The sequence below is a fragment of the Brevibacillus nitrificans genome (assembly GCF_003710965.1).
Lineage (GTDB): Bacteria > Bacillota > Bacilli > Brevibacillales > Brevibacillaceae > Brevibacillus > Brevibacillus centrosporus.
This window is the reverse complement of sequence record NZ_RHHU01000018.1, coordinates 224,090-241,617: the sequence shown is the minus strand read 5'-3', so window position 1 is coordinate 241,617 and position 17,528 is coordinate 224,090. Positions and strand designations below refer to the sequence as shown.

General features: G+C 49.0%; 20 protein-coding genes. 17 read left to right on the top strand and 3 right to left on the bottom strand.

Annotated features, from left to right (window positions below):
- Nucleotides 1–209 precede the first annotated feature (209 nt).
- The 5 genes from EDM59_RS26650 (at nucleotide 210) to EDM59_RS26630 (ending at nucleotide 5,007) form a co-directional block, all read left to right on the top strand.
- Nucleotides 210–968, top strand: a complete 759-nt coding sequence (locus EDM59_RS26650; protein WP_092271130.1) for a ParA family protein — start codon at nucleotides 210–212, stop codon at nucleotides 966–968.
- On the top strand, nucleotides 965–1,810 hold the full coding sequence (locus EDM59_RS26645) for a ParB/RepB/Spo0J family partition protein (protein ID WP_122926428.1): 846 nt from the start codon (nucleotides 965–967) through the stop codon (nucleotides 1,808–1,810). Before EDM59_RS26650 ends, EDM59_RS26645 begins: the two co-directional genes overlap by 4 nt.
- 15 nt (nucleotides 1,811–1,825) lie before the next feature.
- A complete protein-coding gene (locus EDM59_RS26640; protein ID WP_122926427.1) occupies nucleotides 1,826–2,980 on the top strand; it encodes an aminotransferase class V-fold PLP-dependent enzyme in 1,155 nt (384 codons plus the stop codon).
- 24 nt (nucleotides 2,981–3,004) lie between these two features.
- Complete coding sequence (locus EDM59_RS26635) at nucleotides 3,005–3,718, top strand: DUF554 domain-containing protein (protein WP_122926426.1); 714 nt, start codon at nucleotides 3,005–3,007, stop codon at nucleotides 3,716–3,718.
- Nucleotides 3,719–4,107: 389 nt separating this feature from the next.
- The gene (locus EDM59_RS26630; RefSeq protein ID WP_122926425.1) at nucleotides 4,108–5,007 is read left to right on the top strand and encodes a diacylglycerol/lipid kinase family protein; all 900 of its coding nucleotides are present in this window, start codon (nucleotides 4,108–4,110) and stop codon (nucleotides 5,005–5,007) included.
- A 207-nt stretch (nucleotides 5,008–5,214) separates the two neighbouring features.
- Here the strand turns inward: EDM59_RS26630 and yyaC are convergent, their stop codons facing one another.
- On the bottom strand, nucleotides 5,215–5,820 hold the full coding sequence (yyaC, locus tag EDM59_RS26625; protein ID WP_122926424.1) for a spore protease YyaC: 606 nt from the start codon (nucleotides 5,818–5,820) through the stop codon (nucleotides 5,215–5,217).
- Between the two features lie 218 nt (nucleotides 5,821–6,038).
- On the opposite strand from yyaC, the gene EDM59_RS26620 reads away from it, so the two are divergent.
- The 4 genes from EDM59_RS26620 to EDM59_RS26605 all read left to right on the top strand — a co-directional run bounded on the left by EDM59_RS26620 (nucleotide 6,039) and on the right by EDM59_RS26605 (nucleotide 8,338).
- Complete coding sequence (locus EDM59_RS26620; protein ID WP_092271148.1) at nucleotides 6,039–6,317, top strand: putative Se/S carrier protein; 279 nt, start codon at nucleotides 6,039–6,041, stop codon at nucleotides 6,315–6,317.
- Nucleotides 6,317–7,204, top strand: a complete 888-nt coding sequence (locus tag EDM59_RS26615) for a mechanosensitive ion channel family protein (RefSeq protein WP_122926423.1) — start codon at nucleotides 6,317–6,319, stop codon at nucleotides 7,202–7,204. The genes EDM59_RS26620 and EDM59_RS26615 overlap by 1 nt, the downstream gene beginning before the upstream one ends.
- 24 nt (nucleotides 7,205–7,228) lie before the next feature.
- Entirely contained in the window at nucleotides 7,229–7,438 is a 210-nt protein-coding gene (locus tag EDM59_RS26610; protein WP_092271153.1) for a DUF951 domain-containing protein, read from the top strand.
- A 120-nt stretch (nucleotides 7,439–7,558) separates the two neighbouring features.
- Complete coding sequence (locus tag EDM59_RS26605; protein ID WP_122926422.1) at nucleotides 7,559–8,338, top strand: Ig-like domain-containing domain; 780 nt, start codon at nucleotides 7,559–7,561, stop codon at nucleotides 8,336–8,338.
- Between the two features lie 215 nt (nucleotides 8,339–8,553).
- Here EDM59_RS26605 and yjcZ read toward each other — a convergent pair whose 3' ends face one another.
- The gene (gene yjcZ, locus EDM59_RS31505) at nucleotides 8,554–8,598 is read right to left on the bottom strand and encodes a sporulation protein YjcZ (protein WP_246011265.1); all 45 of its coding nucleotides are present in this window, start codon (nucleotides 8,596–8,598) and stop codon (nucleotides 8,554–8,556) included.
- A gap of 402 nt (nucleotides 8,599–9,000) precedes the next feature.
- Here yjcZ and pepF point away from each other — a divergent pair, with 402 nt between their 5' ends.
- Nucleotides 9,001–10,914 (top strand): oligoendopeptidase F, encoded by a 1,914-nt coding sequence (gene pepF / locus EDM59_RS26595; protein WP_122926421.1) that lies wholly within the window; start codon nucleotides 9,001–9,003, stop codon nucleotides 10,912–10,914.
- 68 nt (nucleotides 10,915–10,982) lie between these two features.
- Here pepF and EDM59_RS26590 read toward each other — a convergent pair whose 3' ends face one another.
- A complete protein-coding gene (locus tag EDM59_RS26590) occupies nucleotides 10,983–11,612 on the bottom strand; it encodes an NAD(P)-dependent oxidoreductase (RefSeq protein ID WP_122926420.1) in 630 nt (209 codons plus the stop codon).
- 188 nt (nucleotides 11,613–11,800) lie between these two features.
- Between EDM59_RS26590 and ychF the strand changes: the two genes are divergently transcribed.
- The 7 genes from ychF (at nucleotide 11,801) to rplI (ending at nucleotide 17,520) form a co-directional block, all read left to right on the top strand.
- Nucleotides 11,801–12,901 carry a redox-regulated ATPase YchF gene (gene ychF / locus EDM59_RS26585; protein WP_092271168.1) on the top strand — a complete coding sequence of 367 codons (1,101 nt, stop codon included), beginning with the start codon at nucleotides 11,801–11,803 and terminating at the stop codon, nucleotides 12,899–12,901.
- Nucleotides 12,902–13,043: 142 nt separating this feature from the next.
- Nucleotides 13,044–13,331, top strand: a complete 288-nt coding sequence (gene rpsF, locus EDM59_RS26580) for a 30S ribosomal protein S6 (RefSeq protein WP_092271171.1) — start codon at nucleotides 13,044–13,046, stop codon at nucleotides 13,329–13,331.
- Between the two features lie 29 nt (nucleotides 13,332–13,360).
- Nucleotides 13,361–13,840: a single-stranded DNA-binding protein gene (locus EDM59_RS26575; protein WP_092271174.1), complete on the top strand. Its 480-nt coding sequence runs from the start codon at nucleotides 13,361–13,363 to the stop codon at nucleotides 13,838–13,840.
- Between the two features lie 44 nt (nucleotides 13,841–13,884).
- On the top strand, nucleotides 13,885–14,115 hold the full coding sequence (gene rpsR, locus EDM59_RS26570) for a 30S ribosomal protein S18 (RefSeq protein ID WP_005831740.1): 231 nt from the start codon (nucleotides 13,885–13,887) through the stop codon (nucleotides 14,113–14,115).
- Between the two features lie 84 nt (nucleotides 14,116–14,199).
- A complete protein-coding gene (locus tag EDM59_RS26565) occupies nucleotides 14,200–15,108 on the top strand; it encodes a DUF2232 domain-containing protein (RefSeq protein ID WP_122926419.1) in 909 nt (302 codons plus the stop codon).
- 4 nt (nucleotides 15,109–15,112) lie between these two features.
- Entirely contained in the window at nucleotides 15,113–17,050 is a 1,938-nt protein-coding gene (locus EDM59_RS26560; protein WP_122926418.1) for a DHH family phosphoesterase, read from the top strand.
- A gap of 26 nt (nucleotides 17,051–17,076) precedes the next feature.
- On the top strand, nucleotides 17,077–17,520 hold the full coding sequence (gene rplI / locus EDM59_RS26555; RefSeq protein WP_122926417.1) for a 50S ribosomal protein L9: 444 nt from the start codon (nucleotides 17,077–17,079) through the stop codon (nucleotides 17,518–17,520).
- Nucleotides 17,521–17,528: the final 8 nt, after the last annotated feature.

The window sequence follows — 17,528 nt, the reverse complement described above, 5'->3', positions numbered from 1 at the left end:
ATGGGCCAAATCTGGTAACATGGTATGTACTACACAAATCAGGTTTACTCGAATGAAACTGGCATTTTCTCTTGAAAATAATCTGCTCGAGTGACGGCGATTGGAATGCGCGTACACTCGTTTAAGCGTCCCGGAAAGTTGAGATAAGCAGCTAAGAACCTGTGAGTAACAGGGAGACTTTCCTACACGAAAAGAATGAGGTGGAGAAGTTGGGTAAAATCATTGCGGTTGCGAACCAGAAAGGCGGCGTCGGGAAAACGACTACGTCCGTCAATCTAAGCGCTTGTCTGGCCGCATTGGGGAAAAAGGTGCTACTGGTGGACATTGACCCACAGGGGAACGCGACCAGCGGGATCGGAGTCAACAAGGCCGATGTGCGATACTGTATCTATGATGTATTGATCAACGACATTAGCCCGGTAGATGCCACTTTGCCAACGGACATTGAAGGTTTGATGATTATTCCGGCCACCATTCAGCTGGCGGGTGCAGAAATTGAGCTAGTCCCAACGATCTCACGTGAAGTTCGTTTGAAAAAGGCTCTGGAAGTAGTAAAAGACAAATACGATTTCGTGATCATTGATTGTCCGCCTTCCTTGGGGATTTTGACTGTGAATTCCTTGACTGCAGCTGATTCTGTGCTCATTCCGATCCAATGCGAATACTATGCGCTAGAGGGTTTGAGCCAACTGTTAAATACGATTCGTCTGGTTCAAAAGCATCTGAATTCCCAGCTTGCCATTGAAGGTGTCGTCTTGACGATGCTGGATGCGCGTACGAACCTGGGAATTCAAGTAATTGAAGAAGTGAAAAAGTACTTTCAAGAAAAAGTGTACAAAACGATTATTCCCCGTAATGTGCGCTTGAGTGAAGCTCCATCGCACGGACAAGCCATCATTACGTATGATCCACGCTCCAGGGGTGCGGAAGTTTATACTGATCTGGCGAAGGAAGTGGTTGGGGTATGAGTAGAGGTTTGGGAAAAGGGCTGAATGCACTTATAACGTCCAATCTCATCGAGGAAGGGGAACAGGTCAAAGAGGTTTCCGTCAGTGAGATTCGTCCCAATCCATATCAGCCCCGTAAAGAGTTTGAACCGGCCGCTATCGAGGAACTGGCTCAGTCTATTAAAGAACACGGGATCATTCAGCCATTGATCGTACGGAAAAGCATAAAGGGCTTTGAGCTGGTAGCGGGGGAACGAAGACTGCGCGCTGCCAAGCTCTGTGGTCTGAAGCAAGTCCCTGTTGTAGTAAAAGCCTACACCGATCAACAACTGATGGAAATTGCGTTGATTGAAAATCTGCAACGGGAGAACCTAAATCCGTTGGAAGAAGCAGAAGCCTACGAAAAACTGATTGCCCATCATGACTATACACAGGATCAATTGGCGCAGAGGATCGGAAAGAGCAGACCGCATGTGGCAAACATGCTGCGATTGCTGCAGCTGCCTGAGACGATCCGCAAGATGGTATCGACGGCAGAGCTTTCTATGGGACATGCACGTGCTCTGCTGGCAGTAACGAAAGAGCAAGTACAGCACCAACTGGCCAAGGATGTTGTTGAAAAAGGCTTAAGCGCAAGACAGCTGGAAGAGCTGGTGAAACAACTGAATGTTTCACGTGAAACAAAGAAGAAAAAAACCGCGAAGAACGAGCCTGTGCTGGTGGAGATCGAGCAGCGTCTGAGAAGTCTCTTTGGGACCTCGGTCAAGATCAAGAAGGGGACGAAACGCGGCAAAATTGAAATCGATTTTTACTCGCAGGAAGATTTGCAACGAATCATTGATCTATTGCAATCGGAAAAATAAGTGCAGGAGGTAGTCATGGCGATCATCTATTTGGATAACGCAGCTTCTACCTGGCCAAAACCGTCGGCTGTAAAGGAAATGATGGCTGAAGTCATCGACGATTTTGCTGCAAACCCAGGCAGAGGCGGACATACTTTAGGGATGAAAGCTAGTAAATCCGTGTTTCGCACACGCGTGCAATTATCGCGGTTGTTTGGGATCCAAAACCCAAATAACCTCTTTTTTTATCTGAACGCGACGCAAGCGCTCAATCAGGCTATAAAGGGGTTTCTAAAGCCGGGAGATCATGTGGTGTCTTCGTCTGTGGAGCATAATTCTGTACGACGACCTCTGGAATACATGCGTAAAACAATCGGAGTTGAGATTACGTATGTGGAGCCAAGAGATGACCATCAGTTTTACCCGGAGGACTTTGAAAAAGCACTCCAACCGAATACCCGTCTTTTGGCGGTCAGTCACGCTTCCAATTTGACGGGTGTTATCCTGCCGATCGCAGAGCTAGGTGCACTGTCAAAACAGCATGGTGTGGCTTTTTTGGTTGATGCATCGCAGTCTGCTGGTGTACTGCCCATACATGTAGAAGAGATGAACATCGATATGCTAGCCTTCCCGGGCCATAAAGGATTGTATGGTCCGCAGGGGACGGGAGCTTTGTACGTTCATAATGACATTGATCTTGAACCGTTGATTCACGGTGGAACAGGAAGCCAATCGGAAGCGATCGATCAGCCTACAACCAGACCGGATCGCTATGAGAGCGGAACGGTTAATACCGTTGGATTAGCTGGATTGCTGGCTGGGGTATCCTACGTCATGGAAAAAGGCGTGGAAAACATACGCGAGCAAGAGTGGGAGCTGACGAAGCAGACGCTTGTGGGCCTGAAGCAAATTCAGGGCGTTGAAGTATATGGACCCGGCGTGGAAGTCGAGCGTGTCGGTGTTGTGTCCTTTAATATTGATGGAGTAGATGCCTCTGAAGTTTCTTTTATTCTCGATCAACAGTACGGGATTGCGACGAGGTCAGGGTATCATTGCACTCCGCTAGGGCATCAAACTGCGGGAACAGAGCAAAAGGGCGCTGTACGGGCCAGCTATGGCATTTTCAACACGCAGAAAGACGTAGAAGCGCTTATTCAAGCGGTCAGGGAAATCGCGGCTGCCTTTGTGTAATGCCTTCCGTTGGAGGAGAAAAACGTGATTTTATTAGGGACCCTGGTAAATGCCCTGGCGATCGTGGTTGGGGCATTGTTGGGAAGGCTTTTGACACGAATTCCGGATTCGATTCGAAAAACGGTCATGCAAGGGATTGGATTGGCAGTAGTCCTGCTTGGGATTCAGATGAGTCTTGGGACCGACAACTTTTTGCTCATGATTGTGAGCATTGTAGTAGGATCGATTTTTGGTGAACTGATTGGTATTGAAAAAGCGTTGAACCGGCTGGGCCAATGGTTGGAGAAAAAGGTCGGCGGTGGCAAAGAAGGCGGCATTGCAACAGGGTTTGTTACCGCAACACTTGTCTATTGCATCGGAGCTATGGCTGTTTTGGGAGCAATGGACAGCGGTCTGCGCAATAACCACGATATTTTGTACACAAAGGCGTTATTGGACGGATTCTCAGCTATTATTTTTACATCTACATTAGGAATTGGCGTCCTTTTTTCAGCGGTGCCGGTGTTTATTTATCAAAGTTTGATCGCGCTTTTATCGACCCAAATCTATAATGTGGTAAGTCAGACCATGCTTGATGCCATGCTGGCAGAAATCACGGCTGTCGGAGGGCTGATGATTATCGCCATCGGTATCAATATTTTAGAGATAAAAAAGATCAACGTGGCAAACATGCTTCCCGCATTGGCGATTGCGGCTTTGGGCGTTCCAATTGTAGAATGGCTGTCGAAGCTTTTCTAACGAAAGGGAATTTATAAGCGTTTACGTTTATGAATTCCGGAGCGCATGGCGAAGTGCCTCAGCGTCCGCTTCTGGCATTCCTTCGGTAAAACTTTCCGCGAAAACGCGGTCGCTCCACCTCGAACAGGCCTCGATAGAGGTTTTCTTAACAGGTGAGAAATGAGACTCTTCCAATCATGGTTGAGTCTTTTTTTGTTGAGTGAAAAAGGGTTGGTTTGTATGAAGGAGCAGCACTATGAGGTTGTTTTCCTAGCCCAATCGCGCAAAAGGAATGGTAGAATAGCACCAAGAAACCTGGAAATGAAAAAATGTGAGATAGAGAACGAACAGGAAGCAAAGACAAGAAAGACTGGCTGCGTAGAAAACGGACGCAGAGGGAGAGAATCAGGATGATTGGGTTTGTGGTAAATCCGGTAGCGGGCAATGATAAAGGGGAAAAAGTATGGAACAGCTTAGAACCAATTCTAAGACAGCAGGGAGTCGTTTATCGGGTAAGGAAGACATCCAGTGAGGGGGAGGCAAAAACTTTAGCAATCGAGCTGATTGAAAAAGAGGAAGTAAAAATGATCGTTGCTGTTGGCGGGGATGGAACGGTCAGCGAAGTGGTTAACGGAATCTATGAAACGGGAAAAGAGTGTACATTGGGGCATGTGCCCGCGGGATCAGGTAACGATTTTGCACGAGGACATGGGTTGCCCAAAGATCCTGCACAGGCGATTGAACGAATCCTGTCGAAAACGCGGGAGAAAAGCATCGATCTGCTGAAGATCAATGGGCGAGTGGCGGTCAATTCAGTCGGCGCAGGGTTTGACGGTCAGGTGGCAAAAACTACGAACGAGGCAGGATACAAGAAGTGGCTAAACCGGTTGCGAATTGGCAAGCTGGCGTATATATGGTCAGTCATCCGAGTATTATGTACCTATTGTCCATGCGATGTTACCTTGCATATAGACGGACAGGTTCATCAAATGAAGAGAATTTGGCTCATAGCGATTGCCAACATTCCCAACTATGGCGGGGGAATGCTGATCTGCCCACAGGCGTTACCGCATGACGGGGTTGCCGAAATCTGTGTTGTCCAGAACGTCACTCGACTAGGGCTTTTGTTTGCATTTCCTAAGATTTTTACAGGAGCCCATGTGGATCATCCAAGCGTTGTTTTTTTGCGTGGCCGGCAGATTACAATAGAGTCAGAGCAGCCTTTGCTGGTGCATGCAGATGGTGAGATGGCAGCGCAGACGCCAATATATGTAGAAATCGAAGCGGGTAGACTACGCATTTGCGGGTAAGGAGTCTATATCAAGGCTTTCAGAATGGAGGAGTGTTTCATAGGGAGGCTTATCGAGGGCTTTCCAGAATGGGACACTCAGGCACTTCTCCAAAAGGAGCAGAAGTGGTCATTTTTTTACACAAAAAAAGAGACTTGTTTCCCAGAGGGGGGAGGAGAACAAGTCTTTCACCTATAGAAATGAGTCAAACGCGGATGGGCAAATCAATCAATGACTTTCAATGCTGCCCAATCGGCTTTCCTCAGAGGCTAACACAACAGCTTTGGACAATCCGGAAGCAATAATTTCTGCCATGCTCATCACAACTGCCAAACGAGTGTTTTGGAGGACAAAATATTCCATGAAGCCTCCTACATTCACAATCCCAGTGATATGAAAGGTTCCTACTGTCGGAAGCTCTTTTTTGACACCGGCACCAGGCTTGAGCGGCCCGTTGATCACGTTGATATTGCCGACATGGCTAAATTGACCGAGACAGGCGTCGACTGCAATGACTGTCGATTTGGGATGCTTGGTCTGGATGAGTTCGAGCTTTTCCTTCAGGTTCATCGCGTGGACAGGATCGTCCAAGGTACCGTAGACCCGAAGATGGCGGTGGGCGAGCGGTTCCAGCTTGCTGCCTACCAGCGGACCCAGCGCATCGCCTGTAGAACGGTCTGTCCCAATACAAACCAGAACAATTTCTTCTTCAAAGGGCTTCAAGCGAATGCGTTGAGCAAGGTGTAGAGCCAGATGTTCATCGGCATTTTCACTTCGATATTCCACTTTAAAAGGTGGTAAGAAACTATCCTTGCGATTATCAAAAGTATTCATGGCTACCCCCACTCTTGCGTTCGTCAATGAAAAGATTTGAAGAGTATTCACAGTATAGTACCGAAGTGGATTTTTTATACCAGCTAATGAGAAGGTTACGTAGGTTTTGAAAAATCAGGGAAAGTGGAAAGAGATTGGTCGAACAGGTACAATAGGAGATGCTTGCCTGATGCCAGCAGAAAACAAGGTTGGCTGTCAGGACGTAGGGAGGGAGAAAAGTGGGAGGAGAGACAGTACTCATCGCATTTGACTCAACGCAGCAGGCTTTGCGTGCAGAGATGCTGCTGGAGTATGCGGATATCGAGATAGACACAAGACCGACCCCAAAAGAGATAACGGCCGGCTGTGCCCTCTCCATAGAGTTTCCACTGCCAGATTACTCACAGGCTAAAACCATCATGGAGGAACAACAAGTGATCATTCGCGGCTATTTTCGTCAGTTTGCCAATCGCTATCAAGAAATTGACGAGAAAGGGAACAGAAGGGAGCAGGAATAATGGGTGACGGAAAATTTTTTCAGACCCTGTACAATCAAATGTATGAATCGGTAACGAATGCCGACATGTGGGTGAATGTTGGCATGGTTGCTTTAAAAATTGTAGCGATTATCGTGATTTCACGGATTGTGGTGTCCGTTGTGCAGGCAGCGGTCAACAAGGTATTCCAGCATCGAACCGGCAGCAAGATTCAAATGGATCAACGCCGAGTAGATACGATGCGGGTCCTGGTTAACAATGTTGTGCGATACACGTTGTATTTTTTAGCAATTCTCATGGTCTTGCAGCTGTTGGGAATCGATTTGAAGCCGGTATTGGTGAGCGCGGGGGTATTGGGGCTTGCAGTCGGCTTTGGGGCACAGAGTCTGGTGCGTGATATCATTACTGGATTCTTTATTATTTTTGAGGATCAGTTTGCGGTAGGAGACGTCGTCACGATCAACAACTTGACGGGAACGGTGCAGGAAATTGGGCTGCGCATCACGCGTGTCCGCAGCTGGACCGGGGAAGTGCATATTTTCCCCAACGGGACGATCACACAGGTGACCAATTTTTCTTTGCAAAATACATTGGCAGTCGTAGATGTCTCGGTGGCGTATGAGGAAGATCTGAAACAGGTGGAGGAAGTGCTGAAGGAAGTTCTGCAGATTGCGAAAACCGAGCTGACGGATATCGTCGCAGAGCCTCAGATTCTTGGGGTGCATGCACTTGGCCCTTCGGAAGTAACGATGCGGGTAACGGCCGAGTGTAAGCCAAATACCCATCACGGGGTAAACCGCAATCTGCGTGCGATGATCCGGACAGAATTTACGAAGCGGGGCATTCAGATTCCTTATCCGAAGATTGTAGCAATGCAAGGAAAAGGACAGAGTCAGGGGCAAGCGTAGATAGAAAGGAGACAGAGAAAAAAGATGGAACGGAAGCAATTTGAACTGGGGGATGTCGTTCAAATGAAAAAGCCGCACCCGTGCGGTACCAACGCGTGGAAAGTGATCCGGATGGGCATGGATATCCGCATCAAGTGCACGGGATGTGACCATAGTGTGATGATTCCTCGCTTGGAGTTTGAACGGAAGCTGAAAAAGATTTTGAGTCGCGCGGGGGAAGATCCGCAGTCCTAGGCGCGAAATATGTTTGAACCACGCTGTTGTCTTTTTCTACAATGCCCGTAAACGGTGAGAGGGGAGTCCGGATGGCGAAATCCAGGAAAGGGCTCTCTGCCGTTATAACGGGGGGATATGATGAAAAAGGGGATGAGCAGGTGGTTGTATGTAGTTGGCATGCTGGTGCTGATGATGCTGGTGGCACAGCCAGCTTTGGGAGCAGAGCGGAACGCCTGGGGGATCAAGGCTACTCCAGCTGATCAATCGGTGGATCTTTTGCCGAATATACGAGTGGAGCTGACGTTTCCCGAAAAAGTTCGCTTGCTGAACAATAAAGAGCTGACCAACCAATCGTGGATGTCGATCATTCAGCTGACAGACAGCAAGAAAAAGAAAGTGCCATACACCGTGAGCTGGAACAAAAATTTGCGTACGGTCACGATCGACCCTGTGGGTAACTTGGAAGCAGGACAGACGTTTAAAGTGACTTTGCCAGCGAAGAAGCTAAAAAATGAGCAAGGACAAAGTAATCCAGAGTTCAGCAGCACGTTTTCCATCAAAAAGCCTGTGGATACAATCGCACCGCGGGCGACAATTTTGCCAGGTCACGGTGCGAAGCAGGTGAAGCTGCAGGAAAAGGTGACGCTGCAATTTGCGGAAGAAGTGACGCTGGTAAGCGGAGAAATTCTCGCGAGCAAAACGGCAGGACCACTGGTGAGAATAACGGATGAGGTGGGGACGAGCATCGCCCACACGATTACCTGGAATAAAAGCAAGCGAATGCTCACAGTGAAGCCAAAGGGAAAATGGCAGCCGCATCAGACCTATCTGATCGAGCTGGTACCCGGATTGTTGCGGGATACAGCGGGGAATAACAATCCGCTGCAACGGTCGGTTTTTACGACAGGGGCTAAATAGCAAAAAAGCAAAAAGGGGTGTGCCATGTGTGGCAGCATCCCTTTTTGCATGTGTACTATCGTGATTTTGACTCCCAGGAAGGATAGTACATCCACTATGACAGTTCATGGCGTATCGATGGTGCGATCGCCTAATATGACAGACTATAGTGTAGAAGACAAGGCTGCCAGCGAGCGACAGCTTTTCTTCAGATAGGTCGGATCGCAGCGGGAGTATTAGTTGCAGTCGCAACCAATGATCACGAGAAGGATGAAGAGCACCAAGATCAGCGCGAAGTCGTCGAAACCATTAAAGATACCCACTTGCTAACACCTCCTACCCTAGTTTCAATACACATGCTATGACAAAAGCGGAGAAGAGGTATGGGCGAATGTCACGGGTGCACAGAAAATAAGTTATACACATTCTATCCACAGAAAATGTGGACAACTCAATAGCTTGGGAGAGGTGAGGAATTGCGGCTTTGGGGACAAGTAGGTGTGGACAAGTAGTTATCCACAGAACTATCCACAATCTCGTCATTTCTCTGGATAAATTGACTGTTGTTAATAAATATTTAAAATATTTTTTATTCAAAAGAAGGGATAAGAGGGAAAAAAAGATAATTACAGTAACTAGTGTTTGGCAATAATAGAAAGACGTAGAAAAGGGGCGATTGAGATTTGAAGAAGCGTACGCTTGCATCAGTCACGGCTCTGGCCATTGCTTTGACCACCGTAGCAGTGCCGTTTATTCCGTACAGCACACCAGCTGTTGCGTTTGCTGCGGAAAAAGCACCTGTCTATCAAACACGCGCGGAAATTCCTGACCAGTACAAATGGAAGCTGGATCATATTTATCCGTCTGTGCAGGACTGGGAAAAGGATGTAGCTAAAGTTGAAGAGTTGGCGAAGGCATTCACCAAATATCAGGGGAAGCTTAGCACCTCTTCTGCTACCATGCTGAAGGCGTTTGACGACTATATGAGTATGATGCGTCTAAATGACAAAGCTTACGTGTACGCCAATATGTCACTTGATGTAAACTCCGCCAATTCCGAGCTGCAAGTCTTGGCAGACCGAGCGGAAAAGATGTACACACTGGTTTCTGAAAAAACAGCGTGGGTGCAGCCGGAAATCGTGGCGATTCCTGATAATAAAATGAAACAGCTGCTGGCAGATCCTGCGCTTGCTCCATACAAGCTGTTCCTGGAAGACATGCTCCGTAACAAATCACATTCGCTCTCCAAAGAAATGGAGGAGCTGTTGGCAAAATCATCGCCGCTCAGCAGCTCGCCGACGAATATTTACAGCATGTTGTCCAAAGATGTGAAATTCCCGAAAATCAAAGACGAAAGCGGAAAAGAGGTACAGCTGAACCGTTCCAATTTCGTTTCCTATTTGGAAAGCAAAGATCAACGGGTGCGCAAGGATGCATTCAAAGCGTATTACAGCTCGCTGATTGACTTCCAGGATACGTTTGCATCGACTTTGGCGGCGAAGGTAAAAGGCGACAACTTTTACGCAGGAGCACGCAATTACAAGTCTGCTCTGGAAGCAAGCCTGACTCCGAACAACATACCAACCAAGGTGTACGACGAGCTGATTGACACCGTAAATGAAAATCTTCCACTGCTGCATCGCTACATCGCTTTGAAAAAGAAAATGCTCGGTGTCAGTGAGCTGCACATGTACGATATTTACGTGCCGATCGTGCCATCTGACGATAAGTACATCCCCATCGAGGAAGGTAAAAAGATGGTGGTAAATGGTCTGCAAGCCATGGGAGACGACTATGTGAAAATACTCTCCGAAGGGCTTGAGGGCGGTTGGGTAGATGTTTACTCGACGGATGACAAACGCACGGGTGCGTACCAATGGGGCGCATACGACACTCATCCGTATGTATTGCTGAACCATCAGGGGACGCTGGACGATGTGTTTACCATCGCTCATGAGATGGGGCATGCTATGCAGTCGTACTACACCAATAAAACGCAGCCGTACGTCTCGTCCAATTACCCTACCTTTACAGCGGAAGTAGCGTCTACGATGAACGAGACCCTGCTGTTCAAGAGCATGTACGCCCAGGCGAAGACCAAGGCAGAAAAAATGTATCTGCTCAATCACTACCTGGAAAACTTCCGTTCGACGCTGTTCCGCCAGACTCAGTTTGCCGAGTTTGAAAAGGCGATCCACGACAAGGAGCAGGCAGGCGAATCCTTGAACGCGGAGGCAGTGAAGAAGATCTACCTCGATATCAACAAGAAATACTACGGCAAGGACATGGTATCCGACGATGAAATCGCGATGGAGTGGGCGCGCGTTTCCCACTTCTTCAACTACAACTACTACGTGTACCAATACTCGACCAGCTTTGCAGCATCCCAGGCTTTGGCTAAACAAATCCTGGATGAAGGCAAACCGGCTGTAGACCGGATCAAAAAGAACTTCCTCGAAGCGGGCAGCTCTGCGCCGCCAATCGAAGTGCTGAAGGCAGCAGGTGTCGATATGTCTACATCCAAGCCAATCGAGCAGTCGATGGAGATTTTTGAAGAGACGCTGAACGAATTGGAAAAGCTGGTAAACGAGAAATAAGCTAAGCAAAAGAAAGAGGCTCCCTTTCACCTGAGAGGGAGCCTTTTCCGTGCATGAGAATCGAACCATCAATAAGCGATGCCGACACGCGAGCGGATGTATTCACCCGAAGAGAGCAAGCTGTACGTAAACGCAGCAGTGTCCGGAACGGAAATCGCGGCTCCATCCACAGGCAAAAAGTCGCGCTCTACTCGGTAGGAGCCAAGCAGCGTGCCATCAGGCAAATAGGTAGGACATACGATGGTCCAGTCTAGCTCGGACTGCGCGAGTAGCGTATAAGCTTTGTGATGCTCCTCGGCAGCGCGAGTCAGCTTGCGTTTGGACTCACTGGACTGGTAGCGCAGCAGTTCCGGGGATGTTCGGCTTTGCAAAATACCGGCTGTTCCGACTGTGATGATTCGTTTCACGCCTTCTTGCTCCATAGCACGAACCAGGTGAGGAATTCCATCGGACAAGGTAGTGCCTCCATCCGTACCAAGCGTGCTGATGACAGCATCTGCGCCTTTGACGGCGCGCTGCACATCCGCAAAGTCCAGGACATTGCCGGGAAGAACCTGCAGATTGTCCCATTGATTTTGATGGTGAACAAGCTTTTCCACAGTGCGCACCAAAGCCGTGACATGATGACCGTCCTGCAACGCATTGGCGAGAATGTGACCTCCCACGCGGCCAGTAGCACCGAATAGCACTAGATTCAAAACTACGCACCTCTTTTCTGGCGAACACAGTACATTCGTTTCTGCCTTCCAGTCTAGCATTTCTTTTTTTGTCCCACCAGTTTGCAGTAGGATAGGGGCAGGAAGTTCCACAAGGATGCAATTGTATTCTCATAGGCAAATCTATATACTTAAAAGGATGTCAGGATGATGATAAGGAGTGTATATAGATGGGTGCATCTTGCGGGATTGTAGGTCTTCCTAACGTAGGGAAGTCCACCCTGTTCAACGCCATTACCCAAGCAGGTGCAGAATCGGCTAACTACCCGTTCTGTACGATTGATCCCAACGTGGGCATCGTGGAGGTTCCAGATCCACGCTTGGCTAAATTGACAGAGATCGTTGTTCCAAACAAAGTGGTTCCAACTGCTTTTGAATTCGTTGACATTGCTGGTCTGGTAAAAGGGGCGAGCAAAGGTGAGGGCTTGGGGAACCAGTTCCTGGGGCACATTCGTGAAGTGGACGCGATCGCACACGTGGTTCGTTGCTTTGAGGATGAAAACATTACGCACGTATCTGGCCGAGTTGATCCACTCTCCGATATTGAGACGATCAATCTGGAGCTGATCTTTGCGGACCTCGACTCCGTAGAGCGACGCATTGACCGCATCGGCCGCAAGGTAAAAGCGGGCGATAAGGAAGCGAAGCAAGAGCTGGATGTACTGGAAAAACTGAAGGCTGCTTTTGAAGAAGGCAACTCTGCACGCAGCGTAGAGCTGGATGACGAGGAGCGCAAATGGATTCGTGACCTGCATTTGCTCACCATCAAACCGATGCTGTACGTGTGCAACGTGGCTGAGGATGGCATTCTGGATGCAGACAACAACCCGCATGTGCAAACGGTGCGTAAGCATGCTGCCGACGAGGGTGCGCAGGTGGTAGTCATCAGTGCAAAAGTGGAAGCGGAAATCGCGGAGCTGGAAGGCGAAGACAAAGATATGTTCCTCGAGGAGCTGGGTCTGTCCGAGTCCGGTCTGGACCGTCTGATTCGCGCTGCCTATGAACTGCTGGGTCTGGTGACTTATTTTACTGCAGGTGTGCAGGAAGTTCGCGCATGGACCATTCGCCGCGGCACCAAAGCGCCAGGAGCAGCGGGTGTGATTCATACGGACTTCGAACGCGGCTTTATCCGCGCAGAGGTAATCGCGTACAACGATCTGGTAGATGCTGGTTCTGTGGCTGCTGCCCGGGAGCGCGGAAAGTACCGTCTTGAAGGGAAAGAGTACGTGGTTGCAGATGGAGATGTTATGCATTTCCGTTTCAACGTTTAGAACTGAATCTTGCTTCGGGAGATTTGCTTTGCTATAATACCATAATGCGAGTATTTATGGAGTGCATGTCTTATGCGTTTCGTTTCAGCACTCGCTCCTTGCCCGATCAGGGCCGCTAAAGTCCATAAGGAGGTGAAAAGGTATGCGTCAATACGAAGTTATGTATGTATTGCGTCCAGACCTTGAAGAAGAGAAAGTGAAATCCAATGTAGCTCGTTACAGCGAGATCGTAACTAACTACGGCGGTGAAATTTCCAAACTTCAAGAAATGGGCAAGCGTCGTCTTGCTTATGAAATCAATAAGTTCCGTGAAGGTTACTACGTTTTGATGAACTTCAAATCGAATGCTGATGCGGTTGCGGAAGCAGAGCGTCTGATGAAAATCAACGACGACGTAATTCGCTTCATGTTCGTTCGTGATGAGAAGTAATCACTGTCGCGGTCAGAGGGGGAACCAAGATGAATAAAGTCATTCTCATCGGCAACCTGACAAAAGATCCTGAACTTCGCTACACGCCAAATGGCGTTGCCGTTGCTACGTTTACTGTGGCGATCAATCGTCCCCGCACCAATCAAGCGGGCGAGAGAGAAGCCGATTTCATTAATATTGTTGCTTGGCAGAAGCTGGCTGACCTGTGTGCAAGCTATTTGCGCAAGGGCAGACAAGCCGCCATCGAAGGACGTCTTCAAACGCGCTCCTACGACAATAAAGAAGGAAAACGCGTATACGTAACAGAGGTAGTTGCAGAGAACGTTCAATTTTTGGGCGGTCGGGGCAACGAAAACGGAGATAATTCAGGCTACGATCCGGGTCCAGGCTTCGGCGGTGGCAACAAACCATCCGGCGGAGGCCAGAGAAACGACTTTGATCCGTTTGGTGATCCCTTCGCGAGTGCTGGCAAGCCTATCAACATTTCGGATGATGACTTGCCGTTCTAAAGAATCGTATAACTTTCACATTTCCTTAAAAAGGAGGAACTCACATGGCACGCAAAGGACGTCCTAATAAGCGTCGTAAAGTTTGCTTCTTCAAAGTGAACAAAATCAAGCACATCGACTATAAAGATGTTGATTTGCTCAAAAAGTTCATCAGCGAGCGCGGTAAAATCCTGCCTCGTCGTGTAACTGGTACTTCCGCTAAGTACCAACGTGCACTGACGATCGCAATCAAACGCGCACGTCAAGTAGCACTTCTGCCTTACACGGCTGAATAATTTTCACAAGTTATAAAAAGGGGGACACAATTGCGTGGCCCTCTTTTTTCCATATCTTCTTGTACTCCCAAATGAGGTGCTGACATGCCTTCAAAAACCAAGCAATTGGCCGAAAATGCCCTGATGCTGGGTATCGCACTGGTGCTGTTATTCCTCAGTACATACACAGTGCTAGGTGCATTAGTCGGTATTTTAATCCCACTGCCTTTTCTACTCCTGGGTATGAGCAGAACCGTGCCGAACATGGTATGGATTTCCCTCGCGTTTACCTTTCTAGGGTGGATCATGACGGGACCAATCACTGCCTTTGCGGCTCTTGAGTTTGCAGCTTGGGGAGCGGTGATGGGGATTTTTTACAAGAGAAGAGGGACGGCACTCTCCGGAATTACAGCGGGAGCAGTCGCAGTTTTCTTCGGTTTTGTGTTCATGCTGGCATTCATGGTGTTTGGCATGAATACGAGCTTTGATTCGATGATGCAGCAGGCTGCACTCCTTCGACCGGCATTCGTACCAAAGGAGCAGTACGATCAGTACATGGAGCTGGCGAAGATGCTTCTTCCTGTGAGTCTGGTCATGTTCAGCTTTGGTTCCAGCGCGATTGTGCACTGGCTGGCTCGTTTGGTTGGGAAACGTCTGCGCAGACCGGTACCGGCCTTAAAGCCTATCCGGGAATGGACCTTTCCGAGGTCTTTGCTTTACTACTACTTCATCGCTATGATTGCCATGCTGGTGTTTGGATCAAGCATTCAGGGGACGTTCTGGGAAAGTGCGATCCTGAACGTAAAAGTCATGCTCGACACCATTTTCACTTTGCAGGGGCTAAGCTTTTGTGTATTCGCAGCCTATTTGTATGGCTGGAAGCGTTTGACTCCCGTGCTTATTGTCTGTCTATTTATTTTTCCCTTTCTAACCACTATACTGAGTCTAGTAGGGATCTTTGATTTGGGAATTCGGTTGCGTGAAAAACTGGAAACAAGAGTGAAGAGGGGCTGAGGAAATGCCCAAGTTCCTGTTAAAGCGTTGGTACGGGATGCATATGGTCCTGGCACTCAGCTTTAGCTTGTTGTTGTTGGGAATTTTGACCCTGCACCATTGGATGTACGGGGCGATCGGCATGGTCTGCCTGATTGGCCTGGTTCTTTATGCCCTCCAGGCTGAGAAAGGGTTCCAGCGCGATTTGCGCCTTTATCTGGCTACGGTCACACATCGTGTGAAGAAGGCAGGAGAAGGTGTCATCCAAGAGATGCCGATCGGGATCCTTTTATACAACGAGGAAAAGGCAATTGAGTGGGTAAACCCGTTCATGACACATATGTCCGGGGATGAGCTTCTAATTGGCAAAAACCTGCAGGAGGTTTTTCCTGGTCTGAATGGAAAGCTGGAGCAAAAGCGGCTGGAATTTACCTACAACGAACGGGTCTACGAGGTGCTGGTCCGATCCGAAGAACGTCTGCTGTATTTTACAGACATTACGGATTTCAAGGAACTGACAGCTCGCTATCACCGTGAAAAGGCTGCACTCGCGATTATCCATCTCGACAATTTGGATGAGATTGGACAAGTGATGGATGACCAGAGCCGGACGCTGCTTTCGACCAGTGTCGCTGGTGTCATCACGGAGTGGGCTACCAAACATGGCATATATCTTCGCCGAATCACGGCTGACAAATTTTTGGCGCTGATGGAACGGGAAGCACTTGATAAATTAGAAGAAACGCGTTTTGACATTTTGGATGTCGTACGGGAAATGACGGCTGACAACAAAATTCCGATCACACTGAGTATCGGGGTTGGGGCAGCTGCGAGTACGTACATCGAATTAGGGCAAATGGCGCAGTCCAGCCTGGATATCGCTTTGGGCCGCGGTGGTGACCAGAGTGCCGTCAAGGTCGGGAACAAGCTTACTTTCTACGGCGGGAAATCCAATGCCGTTGAGAAGCGGACACGCGTACGGGCACGTGTCATCGCCCATGCTTTGCGCGACCTGATCCATGAGGCAGAGCACGTCATCGTCATGGGACACAAGCAGCCGGACATGGACTCCATCGGCGCGTCGCTTGGTGTTTTAAAAGCTGTACAGGTGCACAAAAAGGCTGCTTACATCGTCATGGACGAAGGAAACAATTCTGTCGAGCGCCTGATGCGGGAGATTTACGCAAACGAAGAGCTGGCGGAGACGTTCGTAACACCAGAACAAGCCATTCGACTGGTGACGGGTCGGACGCTGCTCGTGGTTGTCGATACGCACCGTCCTTCGCTGGTTATTGAGCCTAAGCTGCTGGGTGAAACCAGCCGGGTTGTCGTGATCGACCATCATCGCCGCTCAGAGGAATTTATTGAGCCTGTTCTGTTGTACTTGGAGCCGTATGCTTCCTCTACATCAGAGCTGGTCACAGAGCTTTTGCAGTACCAAAGCGAGCGCTTGAACATCGACAGTCTGATTGCAACTGCGCTGCTTGCGGGGATCGTCGTCGACACCAAGAGCTTTGCCTTCCGTACAGGCTCGCGTACCTTCGAGGCTGCGTCGTTCCTACGGCGTAACGGTGCAGATACAGCAGCTGTCCAGCGTTTGCTGAAGGAAGATGTCAATCAGTACGTCAAGCGTGCTCGAATCATCATGAACACCGAAACGTACCGAGACAATATGGCGATCGCTACAGGGGATCCTGCAGAAGAATATACGCAAGTCCAGGTGGCTCAGGCAGCGGAACAGCTGCTGACCTTATCTGGCATTCAGGCATCGTTTGTCGTGGCGCAGCGTGCTGACGGTGCGATTCTGATCAGTGGGCGTTCTCTCGGTGACATCAATGTACAGTCCGTCATGGAGCTTTTGGGCGGCGGCGGTCACTTGACAGGAGCAGCGACCCAAATCGAAGGCATTACCATAAAAGAAGCAGTGAAACGCTTGAAAGAAGCGATCGATTCGGTCATCTAGGCCAATATGAGAAGGGGGAAACGATGATGAAAGTCATTTTTCTTCAAGATGTTAAAGGCCAAGGCAAAAAAGGCGAAGTAAAAGATCTCTCCGAAGGTTATGTACGCAACTTCCTGCTGCCGCGCGGGCTGGCAAAGGAAGCGACAGATAGCAACGTGAAAACGCTCGACGCTCAAAAGCGCAGCGAAGAGAAGCGCAAAGAGCAAGAGAAACAGGAAGCCATCGAATTGGGCGAAAAACTCGGCGAGCTGACTGTAAAGGTAAAAGGCAAGGCAGGCGAAGGTGGTCGTCTGTTTGGCGCGATTTCCAGCAAGCAGGTAGCACAAGCGCTGGAAGAACAGTTCAAGATCAAAGTGGACAAGCGCAAACTCGAAATGGATGCGATCCGCGCACTGGGTGTAACGCAAATTAAAGTAAAACTGCACAACGAAGTGACCACAACTCTCAAAGTACACGTGGTCGAAGAATAATGACAGAC